This window comes from Streptomyces agglomeratus, assembly GCF_001746415.1.
Taxonomy (GTDB): domain Bacteria; phylum Actinomycetota; class Actinomycetes; order Streptomycetales; family Streptomycetaceae; genus Streptomyces; species Streptomyces agglomeratus.
Window position 1 is genome coordinate 400,105 of sequence record NZ_MEHJ01000001.1, and the last position, 16,565, is coordinate 416,669.

Genomic DNA, 16,565 nt, shown 5'->3' on the forward strand with positions numbered 1-16,565 from the left:
GCTGGGATGGTCCTCCTCACAGGCGGCCTCCTCGTCCTCGCCGCCGGTTTTGACCTCTACCGTCGCTGGCACCTGACACCACCCGACGGCTGGCCCCTGACCACCCCGCACACCGTCCTGCTCAGCGCCGCCGACCGCACCCGCTGGAACGACGAGGGCTGGTGGTGGCCAGCGGTCATCGCTGCCCTGGCCGTCATCGTCCTGCTCACCCTGTGGTGGCTCCTGGCCCAACTGCGCCGAACCCGCCCAGGTTCCCTGCCCGTCGGAACACCCCCGACAGACTGCGTGGAACTGCACCAGCACGCCCTCAGCGACGCTATCGCCGCCGACGCCCGCCACCTGCCCGGCGTCCAGCAAGCACATGCACAGATAGTTGGCCGACCCGACCACCCCGAGTGCCGTATCACCCTCACACTCACCCCTGACAGTGAACCCGGTGGATTGCCTCTTCACAGCGGCATCTCCTGTCCTTCTTGTTGCCCAGTTCAAGCGTCTGCAGGACTGTCAGCCGCGGCGCTGGCGTACGTGGACGGTGAGCTTGGGTGGGTGGGCCAGGGCGAGTCGCTCGCGTTGCTCGTGGAGATCGGCGGTGAGGTCGGTCCTGACTACACCGGGGTCGCGGAAGCGTATGTCTGCGCGAGCGTTGATGCGGTGTCGGCGCACCCGGATCCTGGCGCGGCTGACTCCGGGGACGCGCAGAGCGGCATCTCGCAGTATCAGGGCGGCGGCATCACGGTCCAGCACGGCCCGCACCTTGCCGGGGCCAGCGGGGGTCTTGAGGGGCAGATGGCGGCGCAGGCCAGGGGTCAAAGCCAGGATGATCAGCCACAGTCCGAGGGCTGTGGCGAGGGCGGCGCCGGTGAGCACCCATGTGTCGTCCAGGGGGCGGGTGGCCAGTTCGTGGGCGAGGCGGGTACGCCAGGCGGCGGCTTCTCGGCCGGCCCGCACCATGGAGATGTCGAACAGCAGCATCCCGGCGCCGGCCACGACAAAGAGGGGGGGCAGCGCGGCGGGGATGCGGCGTGCGGACCACAGGCGGCGTGAGGGACGTCGTGTGCCGTCGCCGGTCTTGCTGCCGTGCTGGGGCTGCGCAGCGTCTGGCGGCTGCTTGGCCAGGAGGCCCACCGTCAGGAGGGTGGCCGCTTGGGTTGTGGGGGGCTGCCCCGTCTCAGCGGGTTCTTGGTCCCGTGACATGCCGGCTCTCCTTCCCGTGAGGTGTGCTGGCTTGGCTCATTGCACGCGCCTGCGCTCCAGGCCGCCGGAGGGAATCAGGTTCTCGACGGTCAAGGTGACCTGGGTGACGCGCATGCCGGTCAGCCGGGCTACCCGCTCGCCGACAGAACGCTGGACCGCGCGGGCGGTATGGGCGATGTCGATTGGGTAGGGCAGGTCGATGGACAGGCCCAGCCGGGCCGATCCGCTGCCGACCGCGACCGTCGCGCCGGGTGTGGCCAGTCCCCGATGTGCGGGGGTGGCGCCCATCAGGTCGGTCAGTGCCTCATGCGCGGCGCGGGCCGCGATGCGGGCCACCACCTTGTCGGGGATCACGGTCGCGCCGCGCTCCGCCGCTGGCACAGGAGGCGGGGCAGCGTGCCCCGGTCCGGGGAGTGCGGTTGCAGCGGGTTGGGTGGTCACCGCCGCTCCCGTGACCGGACGAAGTCGGATGCCTCCAGGTCGCCCTCGAGGAGTCGGCCGGCGACCAGGCCCGCCGCGCCCAGGGCTGCCACCAGGAGGAAGGCCCAGAAGCCGCCGAAGTAGGCGGGAAGCCCAGGGCCATGCCTGCCAGCAGGCCCAGTATCACTCAACCCAATCTTATGTCGATCTGTCTCTCCCCGACACCACCGGTAGGAACCGCTGGCGGGTGCTGGAGGCGGAGGGGGTCACCTCACGCGGCCCTCGGTCTCCTCCTGCTTGTCCTGCTCGTCGGGCAGGTAGACGTCGTCGACAGCGATGTTCACCTCGACGACTTCCAGGCCTGTCATGCGTTCCACGGCCCCGATGACGTTGGTGCGGACATCGCCCGCGACGTCCACGATGGCCACGCCGTACTCGACGACCACGTCGAGGTCCACGGCCGCCTGGCGCTCGCCCACCTCGACCCTCACCCCTCGGGTCACACTGGGGTGTCCGCCTGGCACGCGGTCGCGGACGGCGCCGAAGGTGCGGGCCATCCCGGCGCCGAGGCTGTGGATGCCCGGCACCTCGCGGGCGGCCATTCCTGCGATCTTCTCCACCACGCTGTCGGCAATGGTGGTCCGCCCGCGTGTCTCGGGCGCGGTCCCCGCGCCGGTGCGGCCCTGCAGCGTCTTGCCCCCGGCGCCCGTCTTCGTCGATTGTGCAGTGGGGCGGCTGATGGTGTCCGACATGAGGGCCTCCCGAGGGTGTCCGTGCGGGTCCCGGTGCGGTGCCCGTCGAATACTTGGACACACGGCAGCTGCATTCCTCACACCGATTACGTGACGGACTTCCCATAGACTCGAAGAATGCGGACGCCGGGGTGACGGTCCTGGCAGGAAGCGAGCGGTGGATGCGCGACCGGACCGGACACCCGCCCCCACCGGGCGCAGACCACCTGCAGCACCCTGCGCCGCCGAGCCTCGCCGAGGTGCCGGTCAGCCGGAACAATGTCGCCGAGCTGCCGGACAGGCTGCTGGCCGTACGGGCCGCGGAGGGGGATGATGACGCGTTCGCCGTCCTGGTCCGCCGTCACACCAGCCGGCTCCTCGCGCTGGCCCACCACCTGCTCGGCAGCCAGGCCGATGCCGAGGACGCCGTCCAGGAAGCATTTCTCGCCGCCTGGCGACAGTTGCCGGAGTTCCGCCACGACGCCTCGTTCGGCACCTGGATGTACCGCATCGTCACCAACCGGTGTCTCAACATCTTGCGCCGCGCCCCCCGCGCGCTTCCCCTGGACACGGTCCCCGAGCCCACCGCTCATGATCCAGGCAGCTCACCACCGTGTGTCGCCGAGACGGACGCGGCAACGGCCGCTCTGGCTCAGGCACTGCACAAGCTGAGCCCCGAGCAGCGAGCCTGCTGGGTTCTGCGGGAGCTGCACGGCTTGCACTACGAGGAGATCGCACACGTGACCGGAACCAGCGAACAGACGGTGCGCGGCAGACTCTTTCGCGCACGACACGCATTGCAGGAGGCGATGCGCCCATGGCGCTAGGCGACCCCACCCCCACCCGATTCCGGCCACGGAGTGCCCGCCGAAGGCGCCGAGGCGGCCGGCCGCCAGCCGTTGCCCGAAGCGGAACCGCTCGCCGGCGACGAGCTGCTGCCGTGTGGGCGCCCACTGAGCCGCGCCTGGGAGGAGGCACGCGACGGCAAGGCCACGGCAGACTCGCACACCACTCGCTGCCCGTATTGCCGGCAGGCCGTCGATGGGCTGGCTGCCCTGGATGAGGCCTCCCGCGCCCTGCGTGACAAGGAACGTCCCCCTGGGCATAGCCTCGCCGAACGGGTGATCAACGCGGTGAGGGCGGAGGTGCGGCTCGGCGCGCTGCTGCCGCTGGACGACTCCGCCCACGACGTGCGGATCGCGGAGAGCGCCGCCGCGAGGGTGCTGCGCCGTGCTGCCGACACCGTGCCGGGAGCTCGCGCCGCCAGTTGCCGCCTCACTGCCACCGGCAACGGCACCGCCGTGCACATCACCATGACGCTGGCAGCTGCTCTCGACCAGCCGCTGCCCGACCGGGCCGCCCGGGTGCGCCGAGCCGTACTCCAAGCCGCAGACCACGAGCTGGGCCTGGCCGTCAGCGACCTGGACCTGAAAATCGACACCGTGCTGGACCCTGCCGTCGTGTCCAGTGGCGGGCCGACCAAGCGGAGCGGGCAGCGATGACCTCCTCCAGCAACCGAGACATCCAGCGCACTGCTGCGCGGGCTGCCCTCGATGTCCCCGGTGTGGCCGCACTCCATCCGGGCGTCGCCGACCGGCTGGCCGCCGTGGCCTCCCGCGCACAGCAGGCCATGGGAGCCGACCCGGTCTCTGGCGAGGCCGGCATCCGGGCCGAACACAGTCCTCAAAGCGGCTGGCACGTAGAAGTACGCTGCGCCGTCCACGAAGGCCACCGCGTCTTGGATGTCGCCCAGCAGGTACGCGAACATGTCCAGGCCGCCCTCACCGCTCACCTGGCCCAGCACGGCTCAGCCGCACCGGTCACCGTCCTCGTCACGGTCACCAGCACCGTGTGAATGAGGGCCCCGGCTGGTTCCGCACCGCCGGTGGGCGGCAGCGGACCTCTCGCCGACGCAGAGGCTGAGGGCGGTCCTGGTCGTCATCGGAGTGAGCGCGGACGGCACCAAGGAGCTGATCGCGATGACGGACGGCTACCGCGAGTCCTCGGAGTTCGGGGCGAGTCTGTCCCTGGTCTGCCAGCGGCGCGGCGGGGCGCCCCCGTCCTCGCTGTCGGCGACGGTGCCCTCGGCTTGTGGAACGCCCTGAACAAGGTCTTCCCCGAACCCGGCATCAGAGGTGCCGGGTTCACAAGACGGCCAACTGTCTCGACAGCCTCCGAAGTCGGCCCAGCCTGCGGCGAAGAAGGCTATCCAGGACAAGTTGAGTGCGCTCAGGCCCACTGGCGGGGCCGTGAACGCACCTCATCTCGTCGCCCTCGTGCGGGCCGGAGCCCGTTTCGAACGCGGGGAGCTCGTCGAACGCCGCAAGCCCCAAGTGGCATGAGCAACCATCCCTTCACCAGCCCTGCTGCGATATCCGGTGGCGGGCCCTGCTGCCGGTGGTGAGGATCGCGGCATGAACATCTTTCTGGAGTCCAATCGGCTCGTGCTGCGCGCGTTCACTGAGGCCGACATCGACCACCTGTTCGCACTGGACAACGACCCGGAAGTCATGCGATTCATCAACGGCGGTCGACCCACAAGCCGCGAGGTGATCCAGGCACAGACCTTGCCCAAGCTGCTCCACGACTACCCGTGCTTCGGGACCCGCGGCTACTGGGCCGCGCAGGAGAAGGACACCGGGAACTTCCTGGGCTGGTTCGAGTTCCGCCCCTTGGACGACCACAGCCCCGCCGTTGTGGAACTCGGCTACCGGCTGAACAAGGCAGCCTGGGGCAGCGGCTACGCCACCGAGGGATCACAGGCCCTGATCCGCAAGGGATTCACGGACCTCGGCGTGGAGCGAGTGACCGCGAACACCATGACGGTCAACGCGGGATCCCGGCGTGTGATGGAGAAGGCAGGGCTGTCGTTCCTCCGCAACTTCACCGGGGACTGGCCAGAGGCGATCGAAGGCTCCGAGCACGGCGAAGTCGAGTACGAACTCACCCGAACCAAGTGGGAGAAACATTCGTAGGAGTCAGCCACTCGCTGGAAGTCCAAAAGTGCCGCTCCGAGAGGCAGCCTTGCCGTCGAGTGATCCACAACTCTTGACAATTACTCCGCCCAGCCCTGCTACTCCACTGCCGTGCCACCATCCGCCCCTGTGCACCCCCGCCCTGGCAGTGTCGTCGGTCAGCAGCCGGCGGGCGGCGGCTGAGCTTTGTACGGTGCTCGGGCCTCCTGCGGGGCCGCCCGCGCGCGTCTACGATCGACGTCGGGTCCGCACACACACATGGCCCAGGACCTCTTGCCGACGACTGCTCGGCGAGTTCCCACCCCAGGCAACGCGAGTCAGGCAAGGACACCATCCATGACCCCGGAGACCCCCGCCCCCGGACCTCAGGTCCCGCCCACCACTCCCGAGCAGGCTCTGGAAATCGTCCGCAGCCGGTACGCCCAGCCCAAGCTGGCGGACGGCACACCGGCCCCGATGCACGTCCACGAATTCGACATCGGCTACCTGGTGTACGCGACCTTCCCGCCGGTCACCGACGCGGCGGGCCGACCGCGGCCGGCTCAGCCCGGCGGCAGCAAGATCGTGGTGGCCAAGGACACCGGCGAGACCGTGACCGTACCCAACTACCCGACGGAGAAGGCCATCGGGCTGTACCGCCGGCAGCGCCAACCGGGCGAGTAGGGGACGGCGACACCGTCGCGGCCACAGCGCGCACAACCTTTTCGCCGGATTCGCCCTGTTCGCAGCACGGTTGTAACAGGAGCTGCCTGCAGCAACGGTGGTGATGGTTAGTACGCTCTAGGCACAGCCGTACTTCGTGTGATTCTCCTGTCGTTGGGGGACGTTGTACGGCGGTTGCCTATCGGGGGTGTGGCGCGCTGTGGCGATGATGTTGCCGGATGAGCTCGAGTGGGTTCTGAAGATGCTCGGCTACAACTGGCCGACGGCGAACGAGGACCTGCTCAGAGATTCCGCCCAGTTGTGGCGGACGTTCGGTGACGACGTCCAGAAGCTGCGCGTACGGGCGGACACCAGTGCCCGGACGGTGGTCGCGCACAACGCGGGCGAGTCCATCGAGAAGTTCGCCACGCACTACAAGAAGTTCTCCAACGGCTCGGACGGCTACCTCTCCAACGCCGCCGAAGCCGCCTACATCATCGCAAACACCTTCGAAGCGGCTGCCTACTTGGTGGAGTTCGCCAAGTACGCGGTCATCGTCCAGCTCATCGCCCTGGCCATCCAGATCGCCGCAGCGGCCGCCGCCTCCGTCGTCACCTTCGGCCTGTCCGCCGCAGCCGGCATGGCCGCCACCCAGATCACCCGCCTCGCCGTACGACGCATCCTCGACGCGCTCAAAGACGCGCTGATGCAAGCCATCATCGAAGCGATGAAGGAACCGGCCGTCTCCGCCGTCCAGGCCATGGTCACCGACCTCGTCAGGCAGTCCGTCAACGTCGGCTTCGGCGCCCAGGAAGGCTTCGACCTCAGCAAAACCGTCTCCGCCGGCGCCAAAGGCGGCTGGGAAGCCATCAAGCAGACCCCGCAAACCTTCGCCGAGGGCCTGCGAGACGGCCTCGGCAAGAAGGCCGGCAGCAGCGTCCGCGACGGCATCGACAGCGGCTACAACAACAGCATGGACGCCTACAACAACCGCAACAACCCCACTGCGGGCAGCGGTGAGGGGGGCGGTGGTGACGGGGGCAGCGGCAGCGGCAGCGGCAGCGGCGACAACTCGGGGAGCGGCAGTTCCTCCTCCTCCGGCGGCTCGGACTCCCCCGGCACGAACTCTTCCTCGTCGAACTCGTCGAGCGCGTCCAACTCGTCGGGCTCGTCGAACTCGTCCGGATCGACGAACTCTTCGGGATCGACCAATTCGTCGGGCTCATCCAACTCGTCGAACTCGTCCGACACCTCGGGCTCCCCCGACTCCTCCAGTTCGGACTCGTCGACGACGTCGCGCTCGAACACCAACACGGGTAACACGAACATCGGCGGTGGCATATCCGCCGACGGCGACGGCCCGGCGGCCTACAGCGCCCCCGACCTCGGGAACCTCCCCAGCACCGACACCGGGAGCGGCACCCCGACTCCTCCCCAGCACTTCGGACACCGGGCAGAATCCTTCCTCCTCGAACTCGCCCCGTCCGACCCTCTCGGACTTCGACGACCCCTCACCCGGCAACACGGCGCCCGCGCCGTCCCCGTCCCCGTCGGGGGACACCGGCGGCAGCACACCCAGCGCGGGCGACAGCCGCGGTGGCTCGTCGTCTCCCGGCGGCCTCACCTCCCCCACCGCGCAATCGGCGCCCACACCGACGGGCGGCAGCACACCTTCCTCGTCGAGCAACGGCGGCTCGATCAGTACGTCGATCGACAGCCTCGCCGCCAGCATCCCCACCCAGTCGAACGCCGCCCCGACGCCGACCGCGGCGGACCCGTCGGCCTCGGCCGGCCCCCGTCCGGACGGCAACTCCTCCATGCCGACCTCGCCCACGCCCCCGTCCACTGCCGACGGCGGAGCAGGCGCGCGTACCGGCACGGGCACCACCCCGAGCGGCTCCCCGTCCGGTGCGGGCGCCACCAGCCCCAACCCCTCCCAGGGCCCGCCCAGGACCCCTTCCTCCACTGCCGGCATCCCCAACCCCACCGGGACGGGCCCCGCGTCCACCCCGAGCCCGACACCGTCGACACCTCCCCGTACGCCGACACCGTCGACGGACGGCCGCACCCCGGGGACGGCACCCGGCCCCGTCACCAGCCCCAATGCCAGCACACCGGGCACGCCCAACACCCGTACCCCGGGAGCGCACCCGGCGGCGGGTGATGGTCGAACCCCGAACCAGAGCACACCGGCATCAGACGGCAGCCGTACGCCGTCCCAGAGCACACCGGCAGCGGCGGGTGGACGGCCGTCCGGTCAGACGCCCACCACGCCGAGTTCGACCGACGGCCGCACCCCTCAGCCGAACCAGAACCCGACCTCCACGACCCCGAACCAGGACCCGAGGCAGCCTGCCCCGCCCAGGAGCACGACGCCGCCGACCACCCCGACGGCAACTCCGAGCGCAGCCGGCATCCCCGGCAACGGAAACCCTGGTCGTACGCCCGACGCCGCACCGCCTCCGGCGGCCGGCAACAGGCCGACCGCGTCGCAGCCGGGGACGAGCACCACCGCGCCACGGCCGCAGCAGCCGGCGGGCAACGCACCCCACACGCCGAGTAGGCCGGACACACCCAACACGCCGCAGCAACCCGCCAGCGGCAACCCTGGCACGCCGTCGAACACCCCTAACCAGCAGCAACAGCATCCTCAGGTGACTGCGGTACCGATTCACACCGTGGTGCCCACCCCGAATCCGCAGGGACAGGCGTCGAGCACCCCTCCGTCCGGCCCGAAGGAGCCCGGTTCGCCGCAGGCCGACCCCGGCACGCCCGACAAGCCGGAGCCGGAGCCGGACAGCTTGAACGACATCCGCGACGACTTGGACCACTCCCCAGGAGGGCTGAGGGAGCCCGACCCGCAGGACCAGCAGATCCTGGCGAACGCCGTGCCGAAGAACCCTGACAGCACCCCTCAGCGGTTCCCCGACCCGTTCGGTCCTTGGAGCCAGCTCCAGAACGACGGCGGCAACGAGGTGCCCGGGCGCAGCAACAACTGCGCCGACTGCTCCCGCTCCTTCCTGGAGACCTGGTACGGAAACCCGCAGGTCTCGGCCCCTCGCACCCTGGACCACGACGAGGACGGAAACCCCGACCCGTTCTCGCCGGAGAACGACGCGAACGAGAATCAGATGCGCTGGGCGGGCACGCCGTACACCTACTCGGGACCCGGCGACGACCCCAACACCGCTGCGGGCATCGTGTGGGACCTGGAGCAGGCCGGTCACGGCGCGGCGGCCATCGTGCATGTGGACTGGGCCGACGGCAGCGGCGGCCACGCGTTCAATGCCGTGAACCACAACGGCACCGTCGTATGGGTCGACACCCAGAGCGGTGAGGTAAGCCACGAGCCGCTCCACATCGCCGACGCGGAAAACGTCTGGCACATCCCCTTGGACGCCGACCGGAACCCGATCCTCCCGCCGGAGACCGAGACGGACGGCTCGGACGAGACGGCGAACGAGACGACGGACGACTCCAAAACGGGGACGGACGACTCGCACGAAGGAACCAACGACTCCCCGTCATCGGAGAACGGGCAGAGCAGCCCCGAAACCGACCCTTCGGGCGCTCAAGGCCGGCCCAAGGCCGGTGACCCGACCGGTGACTCCAGCAACCCGGACAGCCGGCCTGGCCAGGCCACTCCGCCGCCTGGAGACACCAGCGGCAACCGCTCGGAGCCGGGCGCCACCCCGAACCCCACCAGCACGAGCCTCGCATCCACCCCGAGCCCGACGCCGTCCGCCACGCCAAGTAGTACTACGCCGACGCCATCGCCGGACGGCCGCACCCCGGGGACGGACGCCCGTACCCCGGACCCCAACCAGCCGGCCCCCAGCACGACACCGGCAGGTTCCGGCACACCGGAAACCTCACCCGGTCGGACGTCGACTCCACAAGCGAGCACGCCGAACACCAGCACACCGCACTCGCCGAACTCGCTGAACTCGCCGAACTCGCCGAACTCGCCGAACTCGCCGAACTCGCCGAACAGCGGTACTCCGAACCCCAGCCCCAGCCCCAGCCCGGGAACGACGCCGACGACGTCCAACTCGAATCGTCCGGAACCCACCGCCCCGCACCAGGACCCGAGGCAGCCCGCGCCCCCCAGGGACACCCCGACGCCCACCCAAACGCCGACGGCGACGCCGAGCCCGGCCACCCCGGACGCCACCCCCCCCAGTCAAACGCCCGAAACTGCGCCGTCGCCGAACAGCAGCACCCCGAGCACTCCCCACCAGTCCGAAGCCACCTCTACGCCCGCCTCGGCCACACGCGACAACACGCCCCCGGGCGGCGTCACCGACCCGACGCGCGCAGAGCAGGACGCCCTGGAGAGCTCCGTCCCCCGGGACGAGAACGGCGACCCCACCCGCCCGCCGGACCCGGCCGACGGCCCCTGGGTCCAGAACATGAACGGCAGTGGACCCGACACACCCGGCCGGAACAACAACTGTGTCGACACCGCCCTGTCCACGGTCGACACCTACGCCGGCAACCCCACGGCCGCCGGCGCGCGCACCCCAGACCTGGATGCGAACGGCAACCCCTCGGATCGCGGCGAGAAGGGCGGCCGCGACCGTATAGAGAACGCCCTCGGCGCCCGCTTCAGCGACATGGGCAACGGCCGCGACGCGTTCAACCGCCTGGAGAACACCCTCCGCCAGAGCGGCCACGGCTCGCAGGCCGTGATCATCACGCAGGACGCGAACGGCCGCGCCCACGCGTGGAACGCCGTCAACCACAACGGCAAGATCACCTACATCGACGCCCAGACGGGACGAACCAGCCCCAGCCCGCTGCACAACGGAAACAACGGCGTCTTCGCAATTCCCCTGGACTCCAACCGCCGGCCGGTCGCCCCGGAATCAGCGAGCCAGGCCAGGCCGGCCGCGGCCTCACAACCTGGCCGCGCAGCACCGAGCGCTCCTGCGGGCAGTTCACCCGAGAATCCAGCAGGCAAGGAGCAAGGCGGGCAGAGCTCGGCCAAGAAGCCGAAGAAGACGAAGACCCCGGAGGAGAGGGAAGCCGAGAAGGCCAGGGCCAAGGAGGTTGCCCGGGATGCTTATGACTCGGCTCGGGCTGAAGGAACGCCCGGCTACGGGGTCGATCAGGCCGGCGGTGGCTCTCACACCCACTACGGGATGCTCACCGATCAGTCTCAGGACCGCCTTCGGGACACCAACCATGTCGAGCAGGTGGACCTCGCGCCGGTGGTGCAAAGCCTCCACGCATGGGCCGCGCCAGGCCCTGAGGGGACACCTCCGGCACTGATGGCGGCCATTCGGGAGTCCGCCCTGGGGCCGATCAGCCAGCAGCGGCTGAACGAGTTGCTCAAGCCGGGCTTCGCGGAGATGAGCCGTGAAGAGAAGATGGCAACCGTGGCTGCGATTGCTCGCCTCAGCAGCGCGTTCCACGAGGCGCACGCCGTCGACGAGTCCGGTGGCGCGGACCTCCACTCCAGGCACAATCCGAAGACCGGGGAGCGGGTGGACCCGGCCCCACTTGCCCGGGAGTACGCGGCAGTCCAGGAACTGTTGGACACCGGCAAGGATCCGGAGAACGCCAAGGAGCTGCGCGCCGAGAAGCGTAAGTTCACCTCGCTCTGGAACGAGCACGTCGGAGACAAGAAGAAGATAGAGAACGACGAGAAGGGGAAGTCCGACGAGCAGAAGGAGGAGATGAAAGAAAAGCGGAAGCTGTTGCGCCCCGATTTTTCGGGAAAGAACTACGCAGTGCTGGAGGTAGTGGAAACGAAGGAGGACGGCACCACCGAGACTCACTACATCATCGACTCTTCAGTGCCACCGAACTCCGACGACATCAGCCAAGATCATTCCGAGCCGGTCCTCGGCGAAGCCTTTCGCACGCTCGATCAGGACAACCCCGGCCGCTACGAAGCACCTGCGATGTATACGGAATTCGAGCCGTGCGGCAACAAGACCCACCCCGCTTCGGCCAACTGCTCTGACTATCTCGTGCACGAACTGGAACGCCCCGCAGATCAGGAGCGGAAGAAGTATCACGACAAGACCGAGGAGGAAAGGGCGGTCTCCGAGGGCCAGCAGAACAGGACGAGTATCTACTACGCCGCGGGCTACCGCATGGGCGACATGGAGCCCGGAGCCGTGGAGGTCAGGGAGGGCGAGACACAGGAGCAGGCGGAAAAGCGGACGCATCAGGAAGCCAAGGACCGTCGCGACGAGGACATGCACCGCTTCCGTGGTGAGCTCGTTCGGGTATGGATGAAGGTTGCCCAGAACAGTGACGTAGGCTGATTCGACCAGGGCTGATCGGAGTGATGAAGAAGTGATCATTACTGAAGCCGAGCGTGTCATCGGCGACTGGCTGGTCGAGCCTCGGCAACGCGGATCGGTGCTTCCCGTGCTGGGGGACCCGGGAGTGGGCAAGACCGCGCTCCTGGCGAGGATTCGTGAGCGGTTTCCCTCCTCGGTGGCTGTGGACTGCCGTGGCCTGACCATGGACGAGGTGGCCCATAGGCTGCTTGCAGAGTTCGGTGTCGACCTCGGAACCCCCCGAGGTCGGGAACCGCTTTTCGACATGGTCGCGAAACTGCGAAATGATGCGATCGTCCTGCTCTCCAACGTGCAGTGGTCCGGGTCCTTGTACACATCGAGTGAGCCGGATCGAATCGCCGGCCCATTGGCCACCACATTTGGCGCGCACAGTCGCGGATGCGTGCGTGTAGTCCTCGAGGCCGACGCGTCTCGTCACCACGTGCACATCAGCCGCCACAACGAGATCGTGCTGGACGAAGAACCCGACGGTTCGGATGTCGCGGCCCTGCTCGACTCACACCCTCAGCTCCGGGCACTTGCTGCATCCGAAGTGTGCGAAACGTCGCTGCCGGTATGGCAATTGCTCTGCTCCACATTGGGTGATCACGCCACGGAAGAGCATCTTCTCCGGACGGCGCAACGGATCCCCGACGTATTGGTCGTGCAAGACACACCAGCCGGAAACAGCGCGAGATTCACGTCGGATGCATTGAAAGAGGAAATCCGTTCGCGCGGCCCACTGGCCCCTGCCGAACACATCGCGATAACTGCGGCCCTGTTCGACCGCGCGACCACTCCCACTGCATCCGCCCTCTCGGTCGGCCCTCCGGAGCAGATCAGGGAGTACGCGGCTCGTGCCGCCGCTGTCCACGCTGCTCTGGGGGGAGCCCTCCCCCGTCTGCTGGCCGAGGAGGCGGCGTTCGTGGCCCACTGCGACCGGACCGCTCTCCTCGAAGGAATCGCGCTGGCGTGGCCGGACGGCGTGCCCATGGGGGGCACCGCGGCTGACGCTCACTATCTGGATGCGGAGGGCGTCGCACCGCAGTCCCAGGCCGAGTGGCTTGCCTGGTTGCACTGGGCCGCCGTGAACCGCGGACGTACGGAATGGGCCGATGAACTCGCCGGCTCGGCCGGGCGGATGCCCTGGCGCACCACGTGGTCGAAGTGGCGTCCCTACGGCATCTTCGGGCCCCATCCCGGGGCGAGTGGGCCGGTGGACTACGTGGAGCTCGGACGCATCCAGGACATTCCGGTGGTGACCACCCAACGCGAGTTGCCGCTGCCTGCTGATGACGAGTCGGAGGAAGCCGGTGACGAGCGCTATCTGGAGCAGGTCTGGAGGCTGACGGACGGCGCAGGCCTCGGGGAGCCATCTGTCGTCGATGTATTCCTCGACGACGAAGGAGAGGTCGACCGCGTGGTCGGCCGTGCCGCCGACACTCGCCCGGACGCGCCGTCGCCCACGCGCTCGGAGCTCCCCTGCCCTCGGCTGCCCAAAAGCGTCCGGGACAAAGAGCAGGCCGGCGGCGATCGCTGGGTGCTGGGTGGAAGCGGTGGAGTCTTCGCACTGGACGTGCTGGGGGCCAAAGAGCTGGGAGAGGGGCAGCCCCGCTGGCACAGCCCGCTTGTCGCCCCCATCCGTCGTGCGGCGATCTGGCCGATGCCGGCCGCGCTCCTCACAGCCGAAGGCCCAGATGTGGCCTGGTTCGCGCGCAGCTTCGGCGAGGAGACGCTCCGCCGTCCGGAACCGACCGGCATCCCCGCCGGCCTCACCGATACAAAGGCCCGCGCCACCCTGACCGCCATCGGCTTCCCCGCTCTGCACAGGAGCGAACCGAGGTTCCTCAGCACCGTGACCCTGGACCGGACCGGACTGGAAACCGCCGGCGTCTCGGAAGCCCATGAGCCGGTCTACCGCTTGGGAGACTGGCTCGGCGAGGAAATGGTCCTGGCCGGCGATTCGGGTCGCGTGCTGGTGGTCTCCGTCGCAGGCACGCAACTCCTGGGCAGCAGCCTGCGGCAGTTCATGACCTTGGTCGGTCTGTACCGCACTTTGCGTCGCAGTGAGTTCCCCACGCGGTACGAGGAGCGAGATGCTCGACGCAGCGTCGAGACCTGGGCTCAGCAGATCGACCCGCCGGCGGGGACCTCCAACCCTTGGCGGGCAGCGTTCGGTGGAGAGCTGGATGTCCCTGAATCGTTGTGATGGGGCCGCCCGCTCCCCGAGGGCGGCCCCCACCGTAGGACCAGAAACGTACGCATACACACCCGCGGCGGCGGAAGACAGGGAATGATGACCACCTCGCCCGACGGCGCTACGCCGCACCCCCACATAGGCGGCCGTGCGGCTGCCCTCCGCGCACTGGCGGCCTGGCGCATGGAATGGCCGGGCACGCCGCGGGTCATCGTTCTCACCGGGGACTCCGGAAGCGGGTGCTCACGGTTGCTCACCGGCTTCCTCATGATGTGCGATCCAGAGTTTCGCAAGCAGATGCCGCTGGACTCGATGGATCCCTCCACCGTGCCGCCCGAACTGCCGGCCCCCACCGTACCGAACCCGGCGTGGTTGACTGCGGCGCAGTTCCTCTGGTTGCTCGCCGATCACTGCGAGTTGAGCGCCACCACCACCGACGAGGTGTTCACGCAGCTGGCGGCCCGCGACCAACCGCTGACGATCGCCGTGCCGAACGTCGATCGGGCGGGTCCCGTACGGGCTGCGGAAGAACCCGCGAGGCTCGTACGCGAGGTCCTGAATCCATTGGCGTCCATCGGCACCATCCGTCTCCTCGCCGACGTACCCCGTTCCCTGGTGGCTGAGCTGCTTCGTGGGTTGCCGTCCGGCGTGGTCCAGGTCATCGATCTGGACGAGCCCGAGTGGGCGGATCCCGAAGGTCTTGTACTGCATGCCGAAGCAGCTCTGAGCCCGCGGTTCGGAGCACCGGAGCTGCAGTTCACCAGGACCTCCGTCGATCGGCGGAGGCTCGCCGAGCTGATTGGCCGTCGGGCGGGGACCAGCCCACTGGTCGTGGAACTCGCGGCCCAAAGCATCCTGATGGTTCCGGAAGGCTTCGACCCGGCGGATGAAGACCGGCTGCCCACCTCGGTCGGTGGGTGCATGGACCTACATGCCGAACGGCTGGGTGTCGAGCCGGGGATCCTGCGTGTGCTACTGGCGCCACTTGCCCTGGCCGAGGGCGGGGGCCTGCCGGTCGAGCTCTGGGCACCGCTCGCCGGTGCTGTCGCGGGACGCGACGTGAGCAGGGACATCGCGGGCGCCATGCAGCTCGTCGGGCCGTTCATACTGGCATCGGGCACTGGTCAGAACGGCGACCCCACCTTGCTGCGGCTGCGGCACCCTGCCATCGGGGACGACATCCGTGCCCGCCTGCGAAGTGTCGGCGCCGCACAGTCTCGGATCGCTATGGCGCTACTCGCAGCCGTACCGGGGCAGGACTGGAGCAAGGCTGAGCCCTATTTGCGTGATCACATCGCCGGTCACACACTCGACGCCGGCCTGCTGCCTCAACTCCTCACGGATCCGGGGTTGTTCGTGCACGCCGACCCCGTTGCGCTGAGGACGGCAGTCGAAGCCGTTCCCATCGCAGCCCTTGGCGCGCCTGCCCGCACGTACCTCCGCATCGCTCCGCTGTTGACCCGCACTGAGGTCCCGGTCCCGTTGCGCGCCGCGTTGCTGGAGATTGCGTTCGTCGAGGACGGCCTGCCCGAGTACGCCGATGCCATTCGCAATCTCGGATTCGACCTGCCTTGGCGGACCCTCTGGAGCCTGCGGGTCTCAGAGGTGAAGTCGGTGCGCATCGGCAACGTCCCGCTTCCCGAGGGCGCGCGAGCCCCGGTCGCCGTTCTGATCGTTCCCGCAGAAACGCCTGGCGCCCGACCGGTCGCCCAGGTCGATGACGACGGTGGGACCGTGCCGCACGGTGTGATCGTCCACAGCCTCGGCCAACCCGTCCCAGATCTCGGCGAAATCGACCCGGAGCAGGTCCTGCGCCCGTCGCAGGCCGAACTGTCCACGGCTCCACTCGCCCTGAGCCGTGGTACTGACTACGTCCGGGTGTGGGACCGTGCGAGTGGCAAAGTTGTCGCGGCTCTGATCTCCGACAGCAGGGTCCTTTCCGCCGATCTCTCCCCTGCCGGGGTGCTTGTCCTGGCGTCTGCGCGCGGAGTAACCGCCCTACAGATCAGACCAGCGTCGTCAGCGACAGCCACATGAGCGACGGGGTGCACGCCATGCCCCTCTCGGTTCGCCGTCACCATGCCCCCACCACCTTTGAAGGAGCCTTCCG

The 16,565-nt window shown here is 68.9% G+C and carries 13 protein-coding genes and 1 pseudogene; 10 read left to right on the forward strand and 4 right to left on the reverse strand.

The annotated features are described in order from the left end of the window. Window positions 1–504 precede the first annotated feature (504 nt). The 4 genes from AS594_RS01505 to AS594_RS01515 all read right to left on the reverse strand — a co-directional run bounded on the left by AS594_RS01505 (window position 505) and on the right by AS594_RS01515 (window position 2,366). The gene (locus tag AS594_RS01505; RefSeq protein ID WP_167367971.1) at window positions 505–1,194 is read right to left on the reverse strand and encodes a DUF6286 domain-containing protein; all 690 of its coding nucleotides are present in this window, start codon (window positions 1,192–1,194) and stop codon (window positions 505–507) included. Window positions 1,195–1,230: 36 nt separating this feature from the next. Further along, on the reverse strand, window positions 1,231–1,548 hold the full coding sequence (locus tag AS594_RS01510) for an Asp23/Gls24 family envelope stress response protein (RefSeq protein ID WP_240508895.1): 318 nt from the start codon (window positions 1,546–1,548) through the stop codon (window positions 1,231–1,233). A gap of 83 nt (window positions 1,549–1,631) precedes the next feature. Next, complete coding sequence (locus AS594_RS44415; RefSeq protein ID WP_167367934.1) at window positions 1,632–1,805, reverse strand: hypothetical protein; 174 nt, start codon at window positions 1,803–1,805, stop codon at window positions 1,632–1,634. A gap of 75 nt (window positions 1,806–1,880) precedes the next feature. Next, window positions 1,881–2,366, reverse strand: coding sequence for an Asp23/Gls24 family envelope stress response protein (locus AS594_RS01515; RefSeq protein ID WP_069925274.1), 486 nt, complete (start codon window positions 2,364–2,366; stop codon window positions 1,881–1,883). Between the two features lie 161 nt (window positions 2,367–2,527). Between AS594_RS01515 and AS594_RS01520 the strand changes: the two genes are divergently transcribed. From AS594_RS01520 to AS594_RS01570, 10 genes and pseudogenes are all read left to right on the forward strand, one after another. Continuing rightward, on the forward strand, window positions 2,528–3,172 hold the full coding sequence (locus AS594_RS01520; protein WP_079148680.1) for an RNA polymerase sigma factor: 645 nt from the start codon (window positions 2,528–2,530) through the stop codon (window positions 3,170–3,172). 33 nt (window positions 3,173–3,205) lie between these two features. Beyond that, window positions 3,206–3,847 carry a hypothetical protein gene (locus AS594_RS43780; RefSeq protein ID WP_141747136.1) on the forward strand — a complete coding sequence of 214 codons (642 nt, stop codon included), beginning with the start codon at window positions 3,206–3,208 and terminating at the stop codon, window positions 3,845–3,847. Beyond that, the gene (locus AS594_RS01530; RefSeq protein WP_069925275.1) at window positions 3,844–4,200 is read left to right on the forward strand and encodes an Asp23/Gls24 family envelope stress response protein; all 357 of its coding nucleotides are present in this window, start codon (window positions 3,844–3,846) and stop codon (window positions 4,198–4,200) included. Before AS594_RS43780 ends, AS594_RS01530 begins: the two co-directional genes overlap by 4 nt. Before the next feature lie 76 nt (window positions 4,201–4,276). Further along, window positions 4,277–4,687: pseudogene (locus AS594_RS45870) on the forward strand (transposase); the annotation flags it as partial. A 72-nt stretch (window positions 4,688–4,759) separates the two neighbouring features. Beyond that, entirely contained in the window at window positions 4,760–5,320 is a 561-nt protein-coding gene (locus AS594_RS01540) for a GNAT family N-acetyltransferase (protein WP_069925277.1), read from the forward strand. Window positions 5,321–5,656: 336 nt separating this feature from the next. Further along, window positions 5,657–5,983, forward strand: coding sequence for a hypothetical protein (locus AS594_RS01545; protein ID WP_069925278.1), 327 nt, complete (start codon window positions 5,657–5,659; stop codon window positions 5,981–5,983). A gap of 205 nt (window positions 5,984–6,188) precedes the next feature. Then, a complete protein-coding gene (locus AS594_RS44420) occupies window positions 6,189–8,126 on the forward strand; it encodes a WXG100-like domain-containing protein (RefSeq protein WP_167367972.1) in 1,938 nt (645 codons plus the stop codon). A 490-nt stretch (window positions 8,127–8,616) separates the two neighbouring features. Further along, window positions 8,617–12,240, forward strand: a complete 3,624-nt coding sequence (locus AS594_RS01560) for a toxin glutamine deamidase domain-containing protein (protein ID WP_069934922.1) — start codon at window positions 8,617–8,619, stop codon at window positions 12,238–12,240. Window positions 12,241–12,271: 31 nt separating this feature from the next. Further along, window positions 12,272–14,467 carry an SUKH-4 family immunity protein gene (locus AS594_RS01565; protein ID WP_069934923.1) on the forward strand — a complete coding sequence of 732 codons (2,196 nt, stop codon included), beginning with the start codon at window positions 12,272–12,274 and terminating at the stop codon, window positions 14,465–14,467. Window positions 14,468–14,704: 237 nt separating this feature from the next. Then, the gene (locus tag AS594_RS01570) at window positions 14,705–16,492 is read left to right on the forward strand and encodes an ATP-binding protein (RefSeq protein ID WP_240508896.1); all 1,788 of its coding nucleotides are present in this window, start codon (window positions 14,705–14,707) and stop codon (window positions 16,490–16,492) included. Window positions 16,493–16,565 lie beyond the last annotated feature (73 nt).